Source organism: Geobacillus proteiniphilus (assembly GCF_001908025.1).
In the GTDB taxonomy this organism is placed as follows: domain Bacteria; phylum Bacillota; class Bacilli; order Bacillales; family Anoxybacillaceae; genus Geobacillus; species Geobacillus proteiniphilus.
Map to the genome: position 1 here is coordinate 26,520 of NZ_MQMG01000001.1, position 17,778 is coordinate 44,297.

At 46.3% G+C, this 17,778-nt stretch carries 26 protein-coding genes and 1 pseudogene; 4 read left to right on the forward strand and 23 right to left on the reverse strand.

Annotation, left to right across the window (positions count from 1 at the left end; all coding sequences use genetic code 11):
* Positions 1–78: 78 nt before the first annotated feature.
* The 15 genes from BRO54_RS00170 to BRO54_RS00235 all read right to left on the reverse strand — a co-directional run bounded on the left by BRO54_RS00170 (position 79) and on the right by BRO54_RS00235 (position 9,364).
* The gene (locus BRO54_RS00170) at positions 79–1,902 is read right to left on the reverse strand and encodes a fibronectin type III domain-containing protein (RefSeq protein WP_074042735.1); all 1,824 of its coding nucleotides are present in this window, start codon (positions 1,900–1,902) and stop codon (positions 79–81) included.
* Positions 1,903–1,933: 31 nt separating this feature from the next.
* Positions 1,934–3,007, reverse strand: coding sequence for a hypothetical protein (locus BRO54_RS20315; protein ID WP_239691168.1), 1,074 nt, complete (start codon positions 3,005–3,007; stop codon positions 1,934–1,936).
* A gap of 64 nt (positions 3,008–3,071) precedes the next feature.
* Positions 3,072–3,263 carry a hypothetical protein gene (locus tag BRO54_RS00180; RefSeq protein ID WP_023634630.1) on the reverse strand — a complete coding sequence of 64 codons (192 nt, stop codon included), beginning with the start codon at positions 3,261–3,263 and terminating at the stop codon, positions 3,072–3,074.
* 56 nt (positions 3,264–3,319) lie between these two features.
* Positions 3,320–3,532, reverse strand: coding sequence for a hypothetical protein (locus BRO54_RS00185; protein WP_025949290.1), 213 nt, complete (start codon positions 3,530–3,532; stop codon positions 3,320–3,322).
* Between the two features lie 4 nt (positions 3,533–3,536).
* The gene (locus BRO54_RS00190) at positions 3,537–3,695 is read right to left on the reverse strand and encodes a PTS ascorbate transporter subunit IIC (RefSeq protein WP_074042736.1); all 159 of its coding nucleotides are present in this window, start codon (positions 3,693–3,695) and stop codon (positions 3,537–3,539) included.
* Between the two features lie 288 nt (positions 3,696–3,983).
* Complete coding sequence (locus BRO54_RS00195; protein WP_139268028.1) at positions 3,984–4,169, reverse strand: hypothetical protein; 186 nt, start codon at positions 4,167–4,169, stop codon at positions 3,984–3,986.
* A gap of 210 nt (positions 4,170–4,379) precedes the next feature.
* A complete protein-coding gene (locus BRO54_RS00200) occupies positions 4,380–4,679 on the reverse strand; it encodes a hypothetical protein (protein WP_074042738.1) in 300 nt (99 codons plus the stop codon).
* 266 nt (positions 4,680–4,945) lie between these two features.
* Complete coding sequence (locus tag BRO54_RS00205; protein WP_239691169.1) at positions 4,946–5,293, reverse strand: FmdB family zinc ribbon protein; 348 nt, start codon at positions 5,291–5,293, stop codon at positions 4,946–4,948.
* Between the two features lie 115 nt (positions 5,294–5,408).
* Positions 5,409–5,600 (reverse strand): Fur-regulated basic protein FbpA, encoded by a 192-nt coding sequence (locus BRO54_RS00210; protein WP_074042739.1) that lies wholly within the window; start codon positions 5,598–5,600, stop codon positions 5,409–5,411.
* Positions 5,584–6,018 (reverse strand): hypothetical protein, encoded by a 435-nt coding sequence (locus BRO54_RS00215; RefSeq protein ID WP_074042740.1) that lies wholly within the window; start codon positions 6,016–6,018, stop codon positions 5,584–5,586. The genes BRO54_RS00210 and BRO54_RS00215 overlap by 17 nt, the downstream gene beginning before the upstream one ends.
* Positions 6,019–6,136: 118 nt before the next feature.
* Positions 6,137–8,434, reverse strand: coding sequence for a phage/plasmid primase, P4 family (locus BRO54_RS00220; RefSeq protein WP_074042741.1), 2,298 nt, complete (start codon positions 8,432–8,434; stop codon positions 6,137–6,139).
* A gap of 10 nt (positions 8,435–8,444) precedes the next feature.
* Positions 8,445–8,657 carry a hypothetical protein gene (locus BRO54_RS00225; RefSeq protein ID WP_050437069.1) on the reverse strand — a complete coding sequence of 71 codons (213 nt, stop codon included), beginning with the start codon at positions 8,655–8,657 and terminating at the stop codon, positions 8,445–8,447.
* Between the two features lie 94 nt (positions 8,658–8,751).
* On the reverse strand, positions 8,752–8,886 hold the full coding sequence (locus BRO54_RS20765) for a hypothetical protein (RefSeq protein WP_023634618.1): 135 nt from the start codon (positions 8,884–8,886) through the stop codon (positions 8,752–8,754).
* Between the two features lie 22 nt (positions 8,887–8,908).
* On the reverse strand, positions 8,909–9,103 hold the full coding sequence (locus BRO54_RS00230; protein ID WP_025949295.1) for a hypothetical protein: 195 nt from the start codon (positions 9,101–9,103) through the stop codon (positions 8,909–8,911).
* A gap of 42 nt (positions 9,104–9,145) precedes the next feature.
* A complete protein-coding gene (locus BRO54_RS00235) occupies positions 9,146–9,364 on the reverse strand; it encodes a helix-turn-helix transcriptional regulator (RefSeq protein ID WP_025949296.1) in 219 nt (72 codons plus the stop codon).
* Positions 9,365–9,524: 160 nt separating this feature from the next.
* On the opposite strand from BRO54_RS00235, the gene BRO54_RS00240 reads away from it, so the two are divergent.
* From BRO54_RS00240 to BRO54_RS00250, 3 genes are all read left to right on the forward strand, one after another.
* A complete protein-coding gene (locus BRO54_RS00240; RefSeq protein WP_025949297.1) occupies positions 9,525–9,860 on the forward strand; it encodes a helix-turn-helix domain-containing protein in 336 nt (111 codons plus the stop codon).
* On the forward strand, positions 9,857–10,537 hold the full coding sequence (locus BRO54_RS00245) for a restriction endonuclease (protein ID WP_025949298.1): 681 nt from the start codon (positions 9,857–9,859) through the stop codon (positions 10,535–10,537). Before BRO54_RS00240 ends, BRO54_RS00245 begins: the two co-directional genes overlap by 4 nt.
* Before the next feature lie 153 nt (positions 10,538–10,690).
* A complete protein-coding gene (locus BRO54_RS00250) occupies positions 10,691–11,200 on the forward strand; it encodes an ImmA/IrrE family metallo-endopeptidase (protein ID WP_025949299.1) in 510 nt (169 codons plus the stop codon).
* 15 nt (positions 11,201–11,215) lie between these two features.
* On the opposite strand, the pseudogene BRO54_RS00255 reads toward BRO54_RS00250, so the two are convergent.
* The 7 genes and pseudogenes from BRO54_RS00255 to BRO54_RS00290 form a co-directional block, all read right to left on the reverse strand.
* A pseudogene (locus BRO54_RS00255) lies at positions 11,216–11,569 on the reverse strand (sigma-70 family RNA polymerase sigma factor); the annotation flags it as partial.
* Positions 11,570–12,094: 525 nt separating this feature from the next.
* Complete coding sequence (locus BRO54_RS00265; protein ID WP_011232016.1) at positions 12,095–12,238, reverse strand: YrzI family small protein; 144 nt, start codon at positions 12,236–12,238, stop codon at positions 12,095–12,097.
* Positions 12,239–12,609: 371 nt separating this feature from the next.
* Complete coding sequence (locus BRO54_RS00270; protein WP_011232017.1) at positions 12,610–12,858, reverse strand: YrhC family protein; 249 nt, start codon at positions 12,856–12,858, stop codon at positions 12,610–12,612.
* Positions 12,859–12,920: 62 nt separating this feature from the next.
* Positions 12,921–14,054 (reverse strand): bifunctional cystathionine gamma-lyase/homocysteine desulfhydrase, encoded by a 1,134-nt coding sequence (locus tag BRO54_RS00275; protein ID WP_074042743.1) that lies wholly within the window; start codon positions 14,052–14,054, stop codon positions 12,921–12,923.
* Positions 14,055–14,056: 2 nt separating this feature from the next.
* Positions 14,057–14,980, reverse strand: a complete 924-nt coding sequence (locus tag BRO54_RS00280) for a PLP-dependent cysteine synthase family protein (RefSeq protein WP_074042744.1) — start codon at positions 14,978–14,980, stop codon at positions 14,057–14,059.
* Positions 14,981–15,249: 269 nt separating this feature from the next.
* The gene (gene mtnN / locus BRO54_RS00285; RefSeq protein WP_074042745.1) at positions 15,250–15,957 is read right to left on the reverse strand and encodes a 5'-methylthioadenosine/S-adenosylhomocysteine nucleosidase; all 708 of its coding nucleotides are present in this window, start codon (positions 15,955–15,957) and stop codon (positions 15,250–15,252) included.
* Between the two features lie 14 nt (positions 15,958–15,971).
* The gene (locus BRO54_RS00290) at positions 15,972–16,619 is read right to left on the reverse strand and encodes a class I SAM-dependent methyltransferase (RefSeq protein ID WP_074042746.1); all 648 of its coding nucleotides are present in this window, start codon (positions 16,617–16,619) and stop codon (positions 15,972–15,974) included.
* Positions 16,620–16,808: 189 nt separating this feature from the next.
* Here BRO54_RS00290 and BRO54_RS00295 point away from each other — a divergent pair, with 189 nt between their 5' ends.
* On the forward strand, positions 16,809–17,018 hold the full coding sequence (locus BRO54_RS00295; protein ID WP_074042747.1) for a YrzA family protein: 210 nt from the start codon (positions 16,809–16,811) through the stop codon (positions 17,016–17,018).
* Positions 17,019–17,139: 121 nt separating this feature from the next.
* On the opposite strand, the gene BRO54_RS00300 is transcribed toward BRO54_RS00295, so the two are convergent.
* Positions 17,140–17,763, reverse strand: coding sequence for a YrrS family protein (locus BRO54_RS00300; RefSeq protein WP_084544538.1), 624 nt, complete (start codon positions 17,761–17,763; stop codon positions 17,140–17,142).
* Positions 17,764–17,778 lie beyond the last annotated feature (15 nt).

Consider the following 17,778-nt stretch of genomic DNA (forward strand, 5'->3'; position numbering starts at 1 on the left):
ATAGGATGGGCGTAATATATGGCATGTATCGTTGAAACACGATTTCAATGACCTCCTGTACGATATTGACATTCATATTCATGATTTCATACGCCCTCCTTTTACGAAAATCGTTTTTCGCAAAAATGCAATAAATGGCCTCCAAAAAATGAATACAAGCGACACTAAGATCAGCGGAGCCGCCCAGGAGAGAATGTTAACAACAGTTTTCATGAAATCGTCGAATAATATCGGAAATTCAATTGTCTTGCCTTGAACTGCGGGAACCTGAACAGCCTGCCCTTCTGTGCCAAATTCTCCGACTGGCACTAATTTGGCGTCATATCCTCCGAAGAAGTCCGTCTTCATATCTTCTTTTGGAATCATAACTTGCTGGGATGCTGCATCAACGACTGTATATTCCTTTCCACCGATCAGCACTTTCACTGTTCCTTTGATTGGGCTTGTCCATGTGACGACATAGTCGCCGTTTTCGTTTTGCGTTGTCGCCACGCCAGTTAAGACCGGAACAGGCTCGGACAGTGTTGTCGTTTCAATCGTTACCCCTTGCGACTCATTTCCTTCAATATTGACCGACGTAACCTTGTACGAATACGTCGTTTCCGGCGTAACGGTCAAGTCCGTCCAGTACGTCCCATTTGTTTCAAACATCGGCGTATAGCCATCCGATGTCGTCGCGGCGGAAACAGCTGTCGCGCCAAAAAGCTGATCCCAAAAAGATTTTTGTTCGACCTTTTTGCGATAAATCTTCACATGAGAGAAAAACTCACTGTCTGGATTTGTCCATGACAGCTTCACGCGATCGTATTTTGCATCCGCGCTTAAATCTGTAACATCTTCAGCAAGTGGAATCTTCGTTTTGACTGTTGTTGTTATACCATTTGATTCATTTCCACTTGTGTCAAATGCAGTAACTTTAATGGTATATGTGGTGTTAGGCTCTAAATTAGTGAATGTATAAGATGTTTTTGTCTTATCTAAAATTGCCTTTAAAACACCATTTAAGTATAGTTTTGTTCCTGCGAAATCAGCCTCAGCAGGATTAGTAAATGTCAAGTCAACCGTTGTATCGGTGGCAGATGCTTTTAAGTTCGTAACGTCACCTGGAGGAGTAGTATCTGCCACCGGAGTCACAGAAACGCTTGAAGATCTTGCAGATTCGTTTCCTGACGTATCAACCGCAGTTACAGCAAAATAATACGTAGTACCATTCATCAACCCAGTAACGGTATACTTGGACGTCGTAATCGGGCTAGCAGTAATCTTTGTAAAGTTCACATTATCAGTAGATTGATAAACATTATACCCTCTCAAATCTAGTTCAGTATTTTCATTCCAATCCAAAGAAGCAGAGCCGTCATCACCAGTAACAGTTAAACCAGTAGGAACAGCAGGCGGAGTCGTATCAGAAGCAACCAACACATCAAATTCATAAATTTGTCCAGGTTTAGAAGTATCAGCATGAACAATTTCTATTCTTTTAACCCCTGAAATATCTGGAATATCTTTAATGGTAGGGGGAGTACTATTATTGGCATAAGCACCAGTTGCAATTTCAGAACTTGAATAAGATCGTAATAAATTACCATAACTATCATAAAACTTAAAAGTAGAACCCGCATTATACCATTTTAGTACAATTTTGTCAATAACATATACGCCACCTAACTCAAAACGAACAATAGCAGGAATATTAAATTCGGAGTAAAAACCAGTAGGAGAAGAATAGACATTATCTGTTAACCTTACAGGATAACTAACACTACCACTGACAACAGTAGGAGTAATACCATTTAATAACCCACCGGTATAAGCATAAACTCCTAAAGGTACTAATAAACTTGAAGCTATAGCCCCAATTGCAAGCAAAGGCAATATTTTTTTCTTTATCTTTTTAAACATACATTTTCACATCCTTTTCTAAACACTCATCCTATGGTCCCCCACTCCCATCCGGATCATCAGGGTGTTTTTTGTAGTATTTTGATCCTTGTATGCCGTCGTCTTGGCTTGGTATTGGCGCGTTGCCGCCGTTGTCACCGGGGCTTGGCGGTGTGTCGCTGTTTTGGCTTGGTATCGGCGCGTTGCCGGTGTCCGGTGTCCCGCTTTGGTCTTTTGGGATCGGCATTGGCTGGTCATCCGGCTGTTGCGGGTGTCCCGCGTCCCATCCTCCTGCGTCGGTGTTTCCCGGCTCAGGCATTTTTTCCGGCAATGACGGCAATGTGTCGAGTGGATTCACGATGTCAAAGCCGCCTGAGTCATCGTTTCGGAATGGAATCTCCGGCGCTTCGCTTTCAATTCTCCCCTTTGTAAATCCCGACGTATCAAGCCCCGAATCAGGCATGCTTGGCACTTTATTCTCAATGCCGTGTGTGTCCACCCCCGGGAGATCTGGCGGCTCTGCCGGCGGTGACGGCGCTGTTCCCAACATCACTTCAAGGTCGGCTACAAGTTTCGGCACAATCGTATCGCGAAAAATGGCCGCGACTTGGTTCCAGTTCGGCGCAGGAGGAATGGCATCTCTAATTTCATTGAGCTTCCCCATATACTGACTCCATCCAGGACAATTGAATAGGTCGCAACCAATACAGCTGTTTCCAGCCGAATCAGCCCCCATAAAAACTACATGCCTTGATAAATCATTATCAGACCATGCCTCTAACGCATGAAATTCTCCTACTGATGCCCGAATCCTAAAACCTTTTGCTCCTGGAGGAAAGTTATAATCAGAAAATCCAGCCAAGGCTGATGATCCCAATAAATTCCCCGACGCATCAAACCATTGCAGTGCACCTTGTCCGGATCCTTGAATTTTTACCCTTGTCCAGTTGTCGTCATGATATATACTGTCTGCCCAAAGGATTGCATCGCCGCTTTGGGATCCAAAATATCCATAGATACATTCGCCGTTTGAACATACTGCATCAGCTGCATACGATCGATCGGGCAAGATCATCACATATGCAACCGCTATGGCTAAAATCATCAATGTCATTTTTTTAACCATATAATATATCCCACGCCCCCTATGTTAAAAAAGGGGGACAGTGACATCCCCCTTTTTTGGCTCATTACTTAGCCGTGGCGCGTCCAAAAATAGACTTGATAAAAGAAATGATTTTCGGTGCGAACCCAAGCGCCAAGGCAAGCAACACAAACGGACCCACCCAAGAAATGAGGCTGTTGACACTGCCGATTAAATCTGAAACCGAAAACGGCAACGTCAGCCCAGAAAGATCAATAGCGGCACCTAAAGCAGGCATGAATGATTCCTCCTTGATTTAATAAGATTTATTTCACTAGCAATGCTAGTTGAAACCTAATACCGTCGTATTTCATAATCATCAGTATCCTGTCTGTTGATCTCGTTTTCATTGGCAAAACTTTTTTTAATGACCGGGATCAACAGCGATATAGCACCGGCCGCTGCCATGATCATAATGGCAGGTGCCGCATAAAACAAAATCCATTTGACGTAATACCAAAACTCATCCAACCTCGCTGGCGTAAAAAACGTCTGAAACTGTGGCATCTTATCACGACCTCGATCTGATCGCCACGATCACGCCATGCAACAGCATCCCGACGGCGACAATGGCGACGACAAGCATGACGAAGGGAGCAACGGTTTTCAATAAAAAACCAAATACGCCCCAAAAAAAGGCCCAGTCAAAAACATTCCCAATACTCGACACGTTACTCCCTCCTTACCTCGCCGATTTGTAAACCGCCATCGTAATAAAACATAGCGTCAAGAAAATGGCCCATGCTCCGAGCGCGGTTAAAATGTCGCCATTTCCAAATACAACTTTAAAAGTGTATGCGACTAGCGTTCCCGTCTCTACCATCGTTGCTTGACCCCTTTCATCGTTTCGATCAGAAACATCGTGATGGGGAAAGCAGCGATGCACGAAGCCATTATTACGAGGTAGGTTGCCAGTATGTCTTTTGGCGTTGCTAAAAATATAAGCGTATACATTTGCCTACCTCCTCATAAATCGTTCAAAGACCATGAAGATCAGCATAGCTGTCAATATAACGGAAATGATAATATCGCCCAGAGTGATCTCATGAATGACCACAATGTTTCCTTCTTTCGTTTCGATCACCGTATGTTCGCGCATTTCAACGTATTCGATGTTCGATGTCATTTGATTTTGGTCATTCACGACCACCACCCCCACACTTCAAATGTACAAGCTATTTTTCCGCTTTCATATCACCAAAAAATTTTGGTCATATAGAAAAAAATCGGACGAAAAGAAAATCTTTCGCCCGATTAAATCAATCTGACCAAATCAAATACTTATGGTTATAGGGGTTACAATCAACAATACAAAAATAGCGCGGCGTGGATTTTTATATATATTATTATATCTTTAAAATACTGCACGTTTTTGAGTCATTACTGCGAATCTTCTTCCCGTTTTTGTGATACCTGTTTCAAGCGTTTGAATCCATTCTTCAAGTTCTTTCATGCCGCAGCCAAGGTCAAGAAGTTCTTGGGGAAACTCTGTGAATCTTCTTTTCCATCGCTTCATGCGAAGAAGCGCTTTTCTTGCTTCACCAAACGAATATACGCGACGTTCCTTTCTCGTTGAATATTCTTGATTTCCTACGTACATGCAAAGGTAAATATACTGTTTACCGTTCGATTTTACTTGAGAGAGATAAGCCATTTGATTCCCTCCATATTTTCCAGTGTTATTTCATTATCGAGATGCGAAAGCAAAACAATAATGAATGTAATTATTAGCGCCAGCCATTTCATTTTTTCATCATCCTTTTTAATCATTTCATCATCCCTTTTAACTAGTTAAATAATAAAGAAAGCCACCCATTATGATCGCGAATATCGCTGACAGCAAGAACGATTCTAGAAAGTCTTTTACATTCTCTTTCATTTGTCCCATCTCCCAAAAAACAGAATTGCTATTGTGTTTCATCAAAACGGAAGATCATCCTCATCATATGGCCATTTGCAGCTGGCTCCCCAGTTGGCTGGATCCGCAGCATATCTTTTTGCTTCGATTCGAAAAACTTCTTCCTTTATTTCGCGAAAAAGACGTTTAATTCTTGGCTGCATGTATTCTTCGTCTTCTATATTCAGCAAATATTCAACATACTCGCCAAGATTCAAAATATCTTCATCATCTACATTTGCGCCAAGCATTGTGTGCGAAAACTCAAAATTCGCTGATCCACAAAGAGGACAAGAAATAGGCTGCTTGTCCTCTTCAACAGTAAAACCTTCTCCACAAACACTGCATGTGTACACATCCAATCTAATCATGCTTGCCCCTCCTCTTCTTCGTGTAAAGCATACAAACCGCAATGGCACTTCAATTTCGGAATGACCGTGATGCTCCAGACTTCAAAACCACAGATTTTGCAAAAGAAACGGTATATCATGCATGCACCTTCTTTTTTCTTGATTCTTTCATGCATCGATACTCATGATTTAGTTCAGAGACGGTCAACTCCGACAATTGCCGCCCATCTTCCATTTTCGTGTGTCCCATCGCAATAAGCTGCTCGATCCGTTTATCCTTTACTCGCTCGATCGCTTCGCGTAAATATGATTTAAATGGCTTTGACATTCGAATCGCCCCACTTTCGTTGCCGTTGCAGCCAATCGATAAATCCAACTGCTTCCTGAAATGCTTGGTCAAACGGTACGCGTTCAGCCAGCACTTTGATTTTGTATGGTTTTCGTTCCTCCGGCATATAGTTAGCACGCCATACGTGGGCCAGCTCCCCTTCCCGTTCAATAAAGAGATATGCACCAGCGCCATAGCGAAACTCGTAAAACTCGCCGTAGCAATACACTAAAAAACCTTTGGCCCGCGCTTGTTCGTTTTCTTCCAATCGCTTTATAAGTTGCTGTTTATGCTGCTTGATTTGCTTTTTTAAATCCAATGGCAATGTGCCTTCTTCATAGATCAAGCTAATTTTTTTGTTTTTTATTTTTATTTGAATATTTAGATTTTCTATTTGATAAAAAAGGTTATATAACATATAAAACCTCCTTTATAAGTTACCTAGTTACTTAAAGTTACTTAAAATAGGGTATTTTCCTATATATAGCCCTATAGGAGAAATACCTAGAAATGAGTAACTCATGGTAACTAGGTAACTATATTTCTTCCTCAACCAAGTTACTAGTTACCTTAAGTGACTTATTTTCCGGTATTTCCGTAAATTTTTCGCCTATAGGCGATTTACCGGAATTCAGGTAACTAGAGGTAACTTTGTAACTTTCGGTGGAAAGTCCGATGCCGAAAAAGAATGTTTTGTTTCCGGTGGATTTCCGTTTTTCAAATCCGCGCAACACTAATCTTGCAGAAAACTTTTGCTTTTTCATCGCAATCTCACTGTTTTCCTCGCACCAGTCGATATATTCTTTGTACAGTTCGTTCAATTGCACTTTTGCGCCTGGATGAATCACGCAGCAATCGTTCAAGAAGTTGCTTAAAAGGTCCATTTCCTCTTTGTATTCATCCGTTGCGTTCTTGATTTCATCTGGCTCGCCTAATCCTTCTTTTTGCCACTTCAAGCATCCTTCGACCGCCCAGCGTAAAATTCCAGGAAGCTCCTTCATCAGCTTTTCAGGAAGCTGCTTGTCCACTTGTTCTTTTGGGATCGTGTAAGTAAAAGGCACAAGGCGAATACGCCGCCAAATTCCTTCATCATCGCCTTTAATGATTGGCTTATGGTTCGTTGTAAAGAAAATCTTGAACTCTGGCACAAACTCGAAAAATTCCTTCCGCAAAAAGCGCGCCGTGATCGGCTCACCGCCTGTAAGTTGCTTAATAAGCGATTCTGATAAACGCTGGCCGTCCTCGCTCTCCACTGCTGATACAAAACGCGATCCATGCAGACGCGCAATATCGTTATTGATACCGGAATCGTTCATTTTTGCCGTAAACGTATTGGAATTTGTCTGCTTTGCATAATCGCCCAGCAATGCTTTAATCGTGTTGATAAACGTCGATTTTCCGTTTCTCCCTGTTCCCCAGAGGAAAAACACGACTTGCTCGCTAATATCGCCTGTCAACGCATAGCCAATCGCTTTTTGCAAGAAATTGATAATTTCGTGCTTCACTTCGTCGCCATCGCGGAAAATCGACTCAAGAAAGGCAATCCATGTTGGGCATTTTGCGTTCGGATCGTAAGGAACATGGGTATTTTTTGTCATCATATATTCACGCGCATGCGGAAGAAGCTCGCCTGTTCGCAAATCAACGACTCCGTTGGAGCAATTCAGCAAAAATTTATCTTTGTTCAGCTCTTCCTGGCTGATTGGAAGCATCGCCTCGGCACGCGCAATGGAATTGAGAAATACCGAGCTCTTTTCACTCGCCTTCGCCCACCTTAACAGCTCATTTCGTGCATCGTTGTTTTCTTCATGTGCTGCTTCGGCGTACATTTCACGAAACGTGCGAATCGCTATGCGCTCGATTTGCTTCTTTTTATCCTCCACCCATGTCTTTCCGTCCCAAATAAGCCATTCCTCAAACTCAACGCAATAACGAAGATTTTCTCCATTTCTTGCAACAAGACGCTCAGCGTTCCCCATTTCAGTTAAATTGAATTTTCTCGGTTCTCCTTCTTTTCGTGCTGGGAAAGTCATAGGTGGCGGAGAATGATAGTTTGTTCCACTTGGTTCATGTTTGAGTGCGCTACTCAAAATAGTGGAAAACTCTCGTTGATCGAGTGGTGGAAGGAAAAAATATCGGTTTAAGAAACTAGCAATCTCGGAAACTTGCTCCGGTATATAGCCAAATTCAACAAGACGGCAGCAATGGGCATACAGCGCGTTGTTCCGGCCGCCTTCGTGCATTGGAATCGGAAATGGACGCTGCGCTTTATCGATCTTTTTCAACCGTTCGAAGAAAATCGGCATCGGCGACAGTTCTCCGTCGGCAATATGTACCCATTCGCGTCCGCCTGTATTTTCGCTTGGAAGAACCACTTGACCGCGCCCGGAAAGCCGATAGTCGCCGACAAAGCCGCCAGCCATGAGCACTGTCGCGTCTTGTCCTTTGATTTTCCCTGTCGAACGAAAGAAAAATTGAAAGCCTCGTATTGTGCGAATCGCATGAAATTTATATCCTTCACGCAAAAGCGCCTTAAGAAGCATCTCCCCTTCTTCCTGCTCGTCGATGTCAATAACGTCATACCCGTCTGGAATAACAAGACCTGTCCACCCTTTTTGCCGCAACCAGGCACGAATCTCTCCTTCTGTCATGCCTGGGCGATTTAGATCTTGCCATCCCTTCATGCAAGGCCGTTTCGCGACACTGTATGCTTTTTGCGGATCAGATTCATTGTTCATCCGTGAATAGCCAATCAGCCGAATAATCTTGAGGGGCTTTTTCGCTGATGGAAAAAGCCTCTCAAGACTCATTTGAAAGTCAAGTGCTGCCTGCATACTGTGATCCTCACTTTTTCGGGAATGTATATTTCACTTGATCAGTCCAAACATCGTAAAACACTACCATGGTGTGTCCGTTTTCATCGCGGATCAGCTTTCCTGCTGGAAACACGGAAAAATCTTCGACTTGGATAGCGGTCATATCAAACGCTTCCTCGATCCACCGCATTACAATCGGAACATATTTTTGCATCGGATCGGCCTTTTGTTTTGTCACCATTCGGAGTCCCCCTTTTTGGACTTTCTTCGTTATGTTATATTTTTAATAGGCATATTTTTTAGGACAGTGAGCGTTAGGGCGCTTGCTGCTTTTTTTATGACGCTTTTTCATCAGCGCTCCGTCTTTCTTGCACTTTTTTATATTCATCGGGCAAGACTTGAGCCAAGTATGCATACACATCTTTCTCCACTTGGCTGAACATTGGTCCCTTTATGATCGTTACTTTCATCCAAGTTTCCCCCTTACCACCCTTATAGCCCCATGTTTCGAGCTTTTTTCATCTCGATCTCTTGCAACTTGTCCAACACAGACTCAAACGATTTAATGACTTGCCGTGCAGCTTTGTAATCTTTTGTCATGACTGCATCGAGCATATGATCAATGCATCCGATTGCTCTGTTGACGTGTTCTTTTTCCTCAACGATGAGCGAAATTTTTACTCTCACTCTCTCACTCCTTTTCAATACAATGGATGTATAGGCATTAAATTATGCAGTCGCAATACACGAAATGTGACATTTATCCTCAAAAAAATATGTCCAATCGAAAGAAAGAACGTTGGCGATTCGCTTTGCCACTTCGACACTGGGATTTCTTTGGCCGTTTTCAATCATAGCGTAAGTACTTCTTGAAATCCCAGCTAATTCAGCGAGTTCTTTTTGAGTCATCTTTTTGTTTAGACGCATGTTTTTTAGCCATTTCCTCATTAGGTTATCACCTCCTTTAAAGTAAAGTCACAAAACGCGTATCGTTAATCAAAGTATATGTCACAATTCGTGTAATGTCAATATCAAAATACACTATTTGTGTAAATTATTTTTTTGTCACTTTTTGCGACTATAATTAAACCTAAGGAGGATGTTGACAATGGTCGATTTAGGGAATCGTTTACAGGAACTTAGAAGTAAATTGAATATGAGGCAAGAAGATGTAGCAAAAAAGATTGGCGTAGGCCGTACTACCTATGCAATGTATGAACAAGGAAAAAGAGAACCTGACTATGAAACGCTTCTCAAGCTTGCTGATCTATTTGAGGTTTCAACAGATTATTTGCTGACCGGCAAGACAACAGTGGAATCTAAAAAACAAACAAATCTATTCTTTTTCGACACCGAAGGATTAACTGAAGAAGAAATCGATGAAATAAAGAAACACATTGAATACGTAAAATGGAGAGCCCAGCAAGAAAGGAAAAAATCATGAATAAACGAGATAGACAAACGCTGGCAAGATTAGGCGGATTCACTTTTTTGGTTGTCATTTTTCTTATCCGTTCAAAGTTTAACAATCCATATGTTTTCTTAGGACTTTTGATTTTTGGAACAGCCTTTGTTGTCGCCCTGATTGAATCATTAATCCCTGTCAAATCTTCAACAAGGAAAAGACAATCCCCTCAGAAAAAAATATCGGAGTCCAAGAAAGGCATCAAAACGGCAACTGGAAAATACGGCGTTCGTTCGGATCACGTTATTTTGCAAACGCCACTTGAGCATTTATCAGGGTTGGAATTCGAGCAACTTGTGTATTTATACTTAAAATCAACCGGCTGGCAGCCGATCAAAACACCTGAGGCAAAAGACGGGGGCGTCGATATCGTTGTCACTAATAAGGCAGACGGTCTTAAGATAGCGGTACAAGTGAAGCACTACTATCGTTCCAAAAGCCAGGTGACGGTTAAAGATATACGTGAACTTGACAGCGCCAAGAAGAACCATGGCTGCATCGGAACATGGTTTATTACATCTGGGACATTTACAAATGCTGCACTCGTGGAAGCCGATATGCGAAAAATGCGAACATCGGACATCACATATGTTGAAACAAAAATTTTGCCCTGGAGAGAACATCAAGCAAGAAAACACCAAAAAAGCCACTCCTAGAGAGAGTGGCTTTCGGAACTATTAAGATGCTTCGCATTCCCCATAATCTTCCACATCCTCTCATTTCCCATCATTATACCATGTTCTTCTTGCAAAAAAGAACGTATGTTTCTATAATTAAAGGCAAATGATACAACAAAGGTTGAGGGAGAAATGAACTATTTATATAAGCCTGGCGATCTGGAAATGCATATATCAAACGTTTATAAACAGCATGGCATCTTGTATCCGTATCAGCTCGACGAGCAATATTTAGCGGATATCTTTGACATTGCTATCGTTTATGCATCAAGATCATTCGGCTATTGGAGTGATTGCCGCATTATTGGGCTGCATAAAGACTTGCGATTTGATTCTGTTAAACGGCGTGAAGTGTTTTTTCATGAACTTGGACATTTATTGTTGCACGTGGGGGATCAGTTGAACATGTCCAAGTCATTTCGAGATTACCAAGAAATCCAGGCGAACCGGTTTATGCTATTCGCGGCAATTCCTTATCACATGCTTACATATATTGACTTATCAGCAAAACGAGATTTTATATTATGTGAGATGCAGGATGTGTTTAAAATGCCGGTTGATGTATGCGCCACTCGTTTAGATTACATTGAAAACAAAATGTTGCAGATTTGCGCGGAAAATTCGTTATATTATAGATTGTAATTTATTTCCGCACACTAACGACATTAGGATTTCGTTCTCGATGCATCGAGCCGCATACGTTGCCAACTTCGTTCCTTTGCCCGGCGAATAGCTTTCAATCGCCTTGATCAAGCCGATCGTGCCAATGGAGATTAAATCCTCAACCTCTTCTCCCGTATTTTCAAACTTTTTCACAATATGGGCAACAAGGCGCAAGTTGTGTTCGATGAGCCGGTTGCGGGCTTGCTCGTCGCCTTTTGCCATCAGCGCCAAATACTTTTCCTCTTCTTGAGCGCTTAACGGCTGGGGAAACGCATTGTTTTTAATATACGAGACAAGAAACGTCAGCTCTTTCAACAGAAACGTAAACGCCGTGAAAATGCCGGACATGCTCTCACCCCCGCCTGCTGTCATCGGCGGAAACCGCCTATCGTTATGTATATGCAGGGGCGATGTTGTCCGTGTCTTTACGACAAAAATAGACCGGCCCGAAATGAGCCGGCAATAACTTGACCAATCAAAAACGATTGATGCCAACGTTCTGCTGATGCGGTCCGCCTGCTTATCCCCCTCCCGATGCAGAAGAACCGCCGTGCTTACGCTCTTGCCTCAACGCTGACTTCCGCGGCGACAACAAGCGCAATCGACGCGGTAATGATGATCGACATGACAATGGCGAACATCCCCGTTCCCTCCTTGACCTTCTCTTCTAGATTTTATTTTACCAAAGAAGACAGGGAACGCTTCCGCCACATTTTGAACAATTCGTGAAATTCGACCGTCAACAACAGCACGCGGAGCACCGATAACACCCCTTTAGCCTGAGTCAAGTCGAGTCTCCCGTCTGTTTCATCCACATCACAAGCCATACTGGTACAATTGACATGAATCTTCTCCCCTTTCATCTCCATTGTTTTAAAACAACCGTTGATGAGCGGAACATTTGCGGTCAAGCAACTCCTCCTCGGCTGCACGCGCGAACCGCTCCTCTTCGATGTTCCGTTGCCGCGGCTTTCTCCGCTCAATCGTGATCGTGATAAAAAACAAATGGATCGTCATGCCTCCCCACCTCCTTTCCATGCAAAAAACCGCAGAAGGAAGGCGTTTCTGCGGCTAAGCGTACAAAAAGGCCGCAGAAAGCGAGACTACTCCCCTTCTGCGGCCCGATCGCTGTTTTTCGTCATCGGTGCACGTTCATTCCCGGTCGGCGGAAGGTCGAATAGCCGTTTGATAGAATGGATGCGTTACTGTTGTCCACATCATCATTGTCATTGTCTTCGACCTCCCTTTGGAAATGATGCTACGTAGGTAATTATATCCAAAATTATTTCCATTGTAAACCGTTTTTTTGCAAAATAGGCAAAAAGCTTGCTTTCCCTTGAACGCCAGCATGGCTAAACAAAAACCCGCCTTTCGGCCAAAAGGCAGGTTTACGGTTCGAACCGCTTTTCTTCTTCCTCAAGACGACGGGCATAGCGGGCGGCTTGGCGCAAACAGGAAAGCGACGCGGTAAAACAGACGGCGACCGCCAATAGGGCGAACGGCTTTTTCGCTGTCTCAACCGCTCCTGGGATGATCGTTCCGAAATAGAGAAACGCTCCAAACGCGAACAAGACGAGACTGTATGTTTTAAAGTCGCCCGCCTTGGCCCGCAGCTCGTTTCGTTGCTGCTCGTTCAAGCCCGACCCCTCCTCTCCCCTTTCACTGTATCATACATGGACGGAAGGGGGGAGCGGCAATTTCAGCCAAGCGCCTGCGCCAAATCGTCAAGCAGATCGTTGACATCTTCAAGCCCGACCGACAAACGGATCAGGCCGTCGGTAATGCCGAGCTGTTCGCGCCGTTCCTTCGGGATCGAGGCGTGCGTCATTTTCCCTGGCAACGAAATTAAACTTTCGACCGCCCCTAAGCTTTCGGCAAGCGTAAAGTAGCGCACGCGCGACAGCACTTTCTCGGCGCGTTCGAGGCTGCCGACATCAAACGAAATCATGCCGCCAAATCCGCGCATTTGCTTTTTCGCCAACTCGTGGTTCGGATGATCCGGAAGACCTGGATAATAAACGCGCTTGACCGCCTTGTGTTCAGCCAAAAAAGCAGCGATTTGGCGCGCATTTTCTTCATGTTCCTCCATCCGCACGGCGAGCGTTTTCATCCCGCGCATCAACAGCCATGAATCTTGCGGCCCGAGCACGCCGCCGGTTGAATTTTGCACGTAATGAAGCCGTTCGGCAAGCTCCGGCGTGCGGACAACCGCCAACCCAGCGACGACGTCGCTATGGCCGCCTAAATATTTCGTCGCGCTATGGATGACGATATCGGCGCCAAGCTCAAGCGGCGTCTGAAAGTACGGAGTGGAAAACGTGTTATCGACGATCAATAGCAGCCCGTGCGCACGGGCAATGGCGGCGGCGGCTTGCAAGTCAGTGATTTTCAACAGCGGGTTCGTCGGCGTTTCGATATAGATGGCTTTCGTATTCGGCCGGATGTGCGCCTCGATGTTGGCGACATCGCTCGTATCGACGAACGTCGCCTCAAGCCCGAACCGGTTCAGCACGTTCGTCATGACGCGGTACGTGCCGCCGTAGACATCGTCAGTGAGCACCAGATGGTCGCCGCTTTGAAACAACATCATGACGGCCGTAATCGCCGCCATGCCGGAAGCGAACGCAAAGCCGGCTTCGCCGCCCTCGAGGTCGGCGATCAGCTTCTCAAGCGCCGCGCGCGTCGGGTTGCCGGTGCGCGAGTATTCAAACCCTTTATGCTTTCCGACTTCTTCTTGCTTATACGTGCTCACTTGATAAATCGGGATCGACACCGCTCCAGTATGCGGATCCCCCGGAATGCCGCCATGAATGAGCATTGTTTTCCGCCTCATCGTTACCTCCCACCTTCATAAATGTGTTTGCTTAAATAGCGTTCGCTCCCGTCCGGAAAAATGACGACGATATTCGTCCCTGGCTTTGCCTTCTCTGCTTCCATCAAAGCGGCATGAAACGCGGCGCCGGACGAACTGCCGACCAAAAGCCCCTCTTGTCTCGCGAGTTCGCTGACGCGCCGGAACGCGTCATCGTCCGCGATCGTGTAGATGGCGTCAAAATAATCCGGATCCATAAACGGCGGCAAAAACTCCATGCCGATCCCTTCCGTCCGATGCGGACCCGGCTTGCCGCCGCCTAAAATCGAGCCTTCCGGTTCGACGATGACCGTTTTAATGGCCGGGTTTTTTTCTTTTAAAAACGTCGCCGTCCCCATAAACGTGCCGCCGGAGCCGACGCCGGCGACAAAAATGTCGATTTGTCCGTCCAAATCGTCCCACAGCTCCGGACCGAGCGTCTTGTAATACGTCCTTGGGTTGGCCGGGTTTTGGAACTGCTGGGGGCAATAGGCGCCTGGAATCGTGCGGGCGAGCTCCTCCGCTTTGCGAATTGCACCTTCCATTCCCTCTTCGGTCGGTGTATGAACGATTTGCGCCCCGAGCGCCTTCATCAGCTGTTGTTTTTCGATGCTGAACTTTTCCGGCACGCAAAAAATGATGTTCACGTTTTTGCCGATCGCCGCCAGCGCCAGACCGATGCCGGTGTTGCCGGCCGTCGGCTCGATGATCGTGCCCCCCTCTTTCAGTTTTCCTGATGCAAACGCCTCGCGCAGCAGCTCTTGTCCGAGCCGGTCTTTAATGCTTCCGCCAGGATTGAAGTATTCAAGCTTGGCGAACAGACGAACGCCTTCCGGCAGAGGGAAGCGCGTAATTTCCACAACCGGCGTATGGCCGATCAACTCATGGATGCTTTTTGCTACGCGCATACAAGTCACTCCGTTTCTTCACGCTCAGTTTAGCAGCAAAACGGCGGCGTTTCGTTGTCTATATCGATGCCATTTGCAGCTTTTACAGAGCATGGCGGGCGACCGAACAACGCTGCTTCCAGACCCATGCATCGGTCGTGAAGCGAGTGGTTGTTCGGTCTTCCGTTACGCCTAGCCGTGACGAAGAAGCCTGCAGCTTGCCTCCGACAGTCGAGAAAATAGACAAGCTGCTTTTTCGTCAAGGATATGGTAAACTTTTTCGTTGCATCTTAATAGCGCTTCTGTTTCATAACGGAAAGCATCGACAAGACAAGTTCAGCCGAATGTTTCGCCGCCGTCTCCAAAAACTGTTCAAACGACACGTCTGACTCCTCACCAGCAATATCAGACAACGCCCGGATGATGACAAACGGCGTTCCAAATTGCACGCACACTTGGGCGATCGCCGCCGCTTCCATTTCGACGGCGCACAATTCCGGAAACTGGCCGCGCACAAATTCGACTCGCTTTGGATCGTTCATAAACGAATCGCCGGTGGCGATCAAGCCGGTCACTGCCTGCAGGCCATCAAGCCGCGCCGCCGCCTGCTTGGCCGCCTCAACAAGCGCCTCATCCGCCCGGTAGCGCGCCGGCAGGCCAGGCACTTGCCCGTAAGCGTAGCCGAACGCAGTCACATCGACGTCATGATGGACGACTTCCTCGGAAATGACAAGATCTCCGACACGAAGCGAAGGCAAAAATCCGCCGGCCGAACCGGTGTTGATAACGAAATCAGGGCGGAAGCGATCAAGCAGAAGCGTCGTTCCCATCGCGGCGTTCACTTTGCCGATCCCGGATTTCAACAACACCGCCTCTACGCCGTCAAGGCGCCCTTTGGAAAATTCGCACCCGGCGATGACCGTTTCCTCGCGCCCTTCCATGCGCGAACGCAAAATCGCCACTTCTTCTTCCATAGCTCCAATAATAGCTGCTTTCATCGTTCTCCCTCTTTCTACGTCGTTTGTTTCACCGCCTCCATCACCCAGACGAACGCATTTTGCTGCGCAAAGGAGACGGAAAAGCCATGCTTGGCAAACAGTGATGCCAATACGTCAAGCGTCGTATAATATTCGCGTTCCAAATCGTCGGCCAAATCGTGAAAGCCGCGCGCTCGGGCTTCCTCAACCGCCCGGCGGAACGCCTCTTTGTCGCGAAACGCCGTATCGGCAAACACTATTTTACCACCCAGATGGAGCAATTGACTATATTTGGCCAGCGCCTCGTCTTTTTCCGCATCCGTCAAATGATGAAACGCATACGTGCTGGCGATCGTGTCGATCGGCTCCGGCGGCGTCGGAAATTGCAAAAAATCCCCGTCCATAATGACCGCTCGCCCGCCGAGCTTTTCCGCCGCTTTTTTCCTCATCGGCGTCGATGGCTCGATCCCGTACACCTGCTTGCCGCGCTCAAGCAGCTTTTTCGTCAAGTTGCCAGTGCCGACGCCAAACTCGAACACGACTTGGCCGGCTTTGTCGGCAACCGTGCTTAAAATGCAGTCATAACCGGCAAACACGTCGCGATATTGCTCATCGTATCCTTCGACCGATCGGTCGTACGATTCCGCCCATTGTTCAAACAAGTCAAGAAACTCTCTGCCCATATGGTCACACTCCAAAAAAGTTTATAATTCCTATAAATATAGTATGTTTTTGGTATTGCCTGCTCCTACTGTAGCATATGTTTTTCCCTTGTTCAACGATCATGTTTCGTTCGTATTGTCCCCCCCTTGTGCGCCGGTGGATGAGGGCGGGAAAATTTGCTACACTGACAATGGAAAGGAGGAAGAACGATGCCTAACATTTCTCTTGATTTGATCGAGGACAAAATCGAATTTTTTGAAGCGGACGACTTGCGAACGCTCGAGAAAAAAATCAACGAACAAATTGAACATAACAAGGCGCTCTTGCTTTCCGTCCACCATGTTTCGCATCAAATGCACATCATGGAAAACGGGAAGCGGTGGTACAGCGCGGTCGTTCATTTCAAAGCGAAAAAATAACAGGTGCCCCTCGTTTTTGGGCACCTGCGTGTTTTGCCGCCGCTAATGAACCGCCATTGTTTCACTCATGGCTAAGCGTGCCGTTGAAACTTCGAATATCTCCGCTTCCCTCATCATAACGCTATGGCTTTTGCTTCAACTTTTGCACTTTCGTCGGCTTCCATCCTTCGTTCGTCACCCATTCAATGTACACTTTGTAATGGGCGGTTTGATTTTTCGTTGAAATCGTCGCGACCGCTTTGTTCGGCCCGTTGTTGCCGATGAACCAAACGATCATCTCCTCCGGGGCGATGCCGGTCGCATAACTGACTGCATCAAGCATTTCCTTCCAGTCGACCGAATCTTTCTTAAACACCGTTTCATGCGGCTCCGATTGCGTCGTACCGATCGGCTGCCATGCCGGGTTGACGATTTCTTTTTCAATGTTGGACCCCGGCGGGCCCGGCGTTTCTGTCGTGCCCGCTTCGCTCGTTTCATCGGTGGAAGCAGCGTCTTCTTCCTCGGTGTGCGTTTCTGCTTCCGCCGGCGCCACCGCTTCACCTGTTTCCACTTCCACCCGCTTCGCATTGGCCGCTTCTGTTTTGGCTTCGCGATCGACCGCCTTCTCGCTCGGTTTATCGCCAAACAGCAAGTTCCCACCGACAATGAGAATGAGCAGCACGACAACCGCAATGGCTCCATTGAGCCAACGGTTGATTCTCCGCCGCTTGGCGCGGGCGGCAAAGCGCGTCCCCATTTGCGCCACCGTCTCCTCTCCCTT

Coding starts and splice junctions, on each gene's coding strand:
- BRO54_RS00170 (WP_074042735.1), bottom strand. CDS start 1,902: ATGTTTAAAAAGATAAAGAAAAAAATATTGCCTTTGCTTGCAATTGGG.
- BRO54_RS20315 (WP_239691168.1), bottom strand. CDS start 3,007: ATGGTTAAAAAAATGACATTGATGATTTTAGCCATAGCGGTTGCATAT.
- BRO54_RS00180 (WP_023634630.1), bottom strand. CDS start 3,263: ATGCCTGCTTTAGGTGCCGCTATTGATCTTTCTGGGCTGACGTTGCCG.
- BRO54_RS00185 (WP_025949290.1), bottom strand. CDS start 3,532: ATGCCACAGTTTCAGACGTTTTTTACGCCAGCGAGGTTGGATGAGTTT.
- BRO54_RS00200 (WP_074042738.1), bottom strand. CDS start 4,679: ATGGCTTATCTCTCTCAAGTAAAATCGAACGGTAAACAGTATATTTAC.
- BRO54_RS00205 (WP_239691169.1), bottom strand. CDS start 5,293: ATGATTAGATTGGATGTGTACACATGCAGTGTTTGTGGAGAAGGTTTT.
- BRO54_RS00210 (WP_074042739.1), bottom strand. CDS start 5,600: ATGTCAAAGCCATTTAAATCATATTTACGCGAAGCGATCGAGCGAGTA.
- BRO54_RS00215 (WP_074042740.1), bottom strand. CDS start 6,018: ATGTTATATAACCTTTTTTATCAAATAGAAAATCTAAATATTCAAATA.
- BRO54_RS00220 (WP_074042741.1), bottom strand. CDS start 8,434: ATGCAGGCAGCACTTGACTTTCAAATGAGTCTTGAGAGGCTTTTTCCA.
- BRO54_RS00225 (WP_050437069.1), bottom strand. CDS start 8,657: ATGGTGACAAAACAAAAGGCCGATCCGATGCAAAAATATGTTCCGATT.
- BRO54_RS20765 (WP_023634618.1), bottom strand. CDS start 8,886: ATGAAAGTAACGATCATAAAGGGACCAATGTTCAGCCAAGTGGAGAAA.
- BRO54_RS00235 (WP_025949296.1), bottom strand. CDS start 9,364: ATGAGGAAATGGCTAAAAAACATGCGTCTAAACAAAAAGATGACTCAA.
- BRO54_RS00240 (WP_025949297.1), top strand. CDS start 9,525: ATGGTCGATTTAGGGAATCGTTTACAGGAACTTAGAAGTAAATTGAAT.
- BRO54_RS00245 (WP_025949298.1), top strand. CDS start 9,857: ATGAATAAACGAGATAGACAAACGCTGGCAAGATTAGGCGGATTCACT.
- BRO54_RS00250 (WP_025949299.1), top strand. CDS start 10,691: ATGAACTATTTATATAAGCCTGGCGATCTGGAAATGCATATATCAAAC.
- BRO54_RS00265 (WP_011232016.1), bottom strand. CDS start 12,238: ATGACGATCCATTTGTTTTTTATCACGATCACGATTGAGCGGAGAAAG.
- BRO54_RS00275 (WP_074042743.1), bottom strand. CDS start 14,054: ATGAGGCGGAAAACAATGCTCATTCATGGCGGCATTCCGGGGGATCCG.
- BRO54_RS00280 (WP_074042744.1), bottom strand. CDS start 14,980: ATGCGCGTAGCAAAAAGCATCCATGAGTTGATCGGCCATACGCCGGTT.
- mtnN (WP_074042745.1), bottom strand. CDS start 15,957: ATGAAAGCAGCTATTATTGGAGCTATGGAAGAAGAAGTGGCGATTTTG.
- BRO54_RS00290 (WP_074042746.1), bottom strand. CDS start 16,619: ATGGGCAGAGAGTTTCTTGACTTGTTTGAACAATGGGCGGAATCGTAC.
- BRO54_RS00295 (WP_074042747.1), top strand. CDS start 16,809: ATGCCTAACATTTCTCTTGATTTGATCGAGGACAAAATCGAATTTTTT.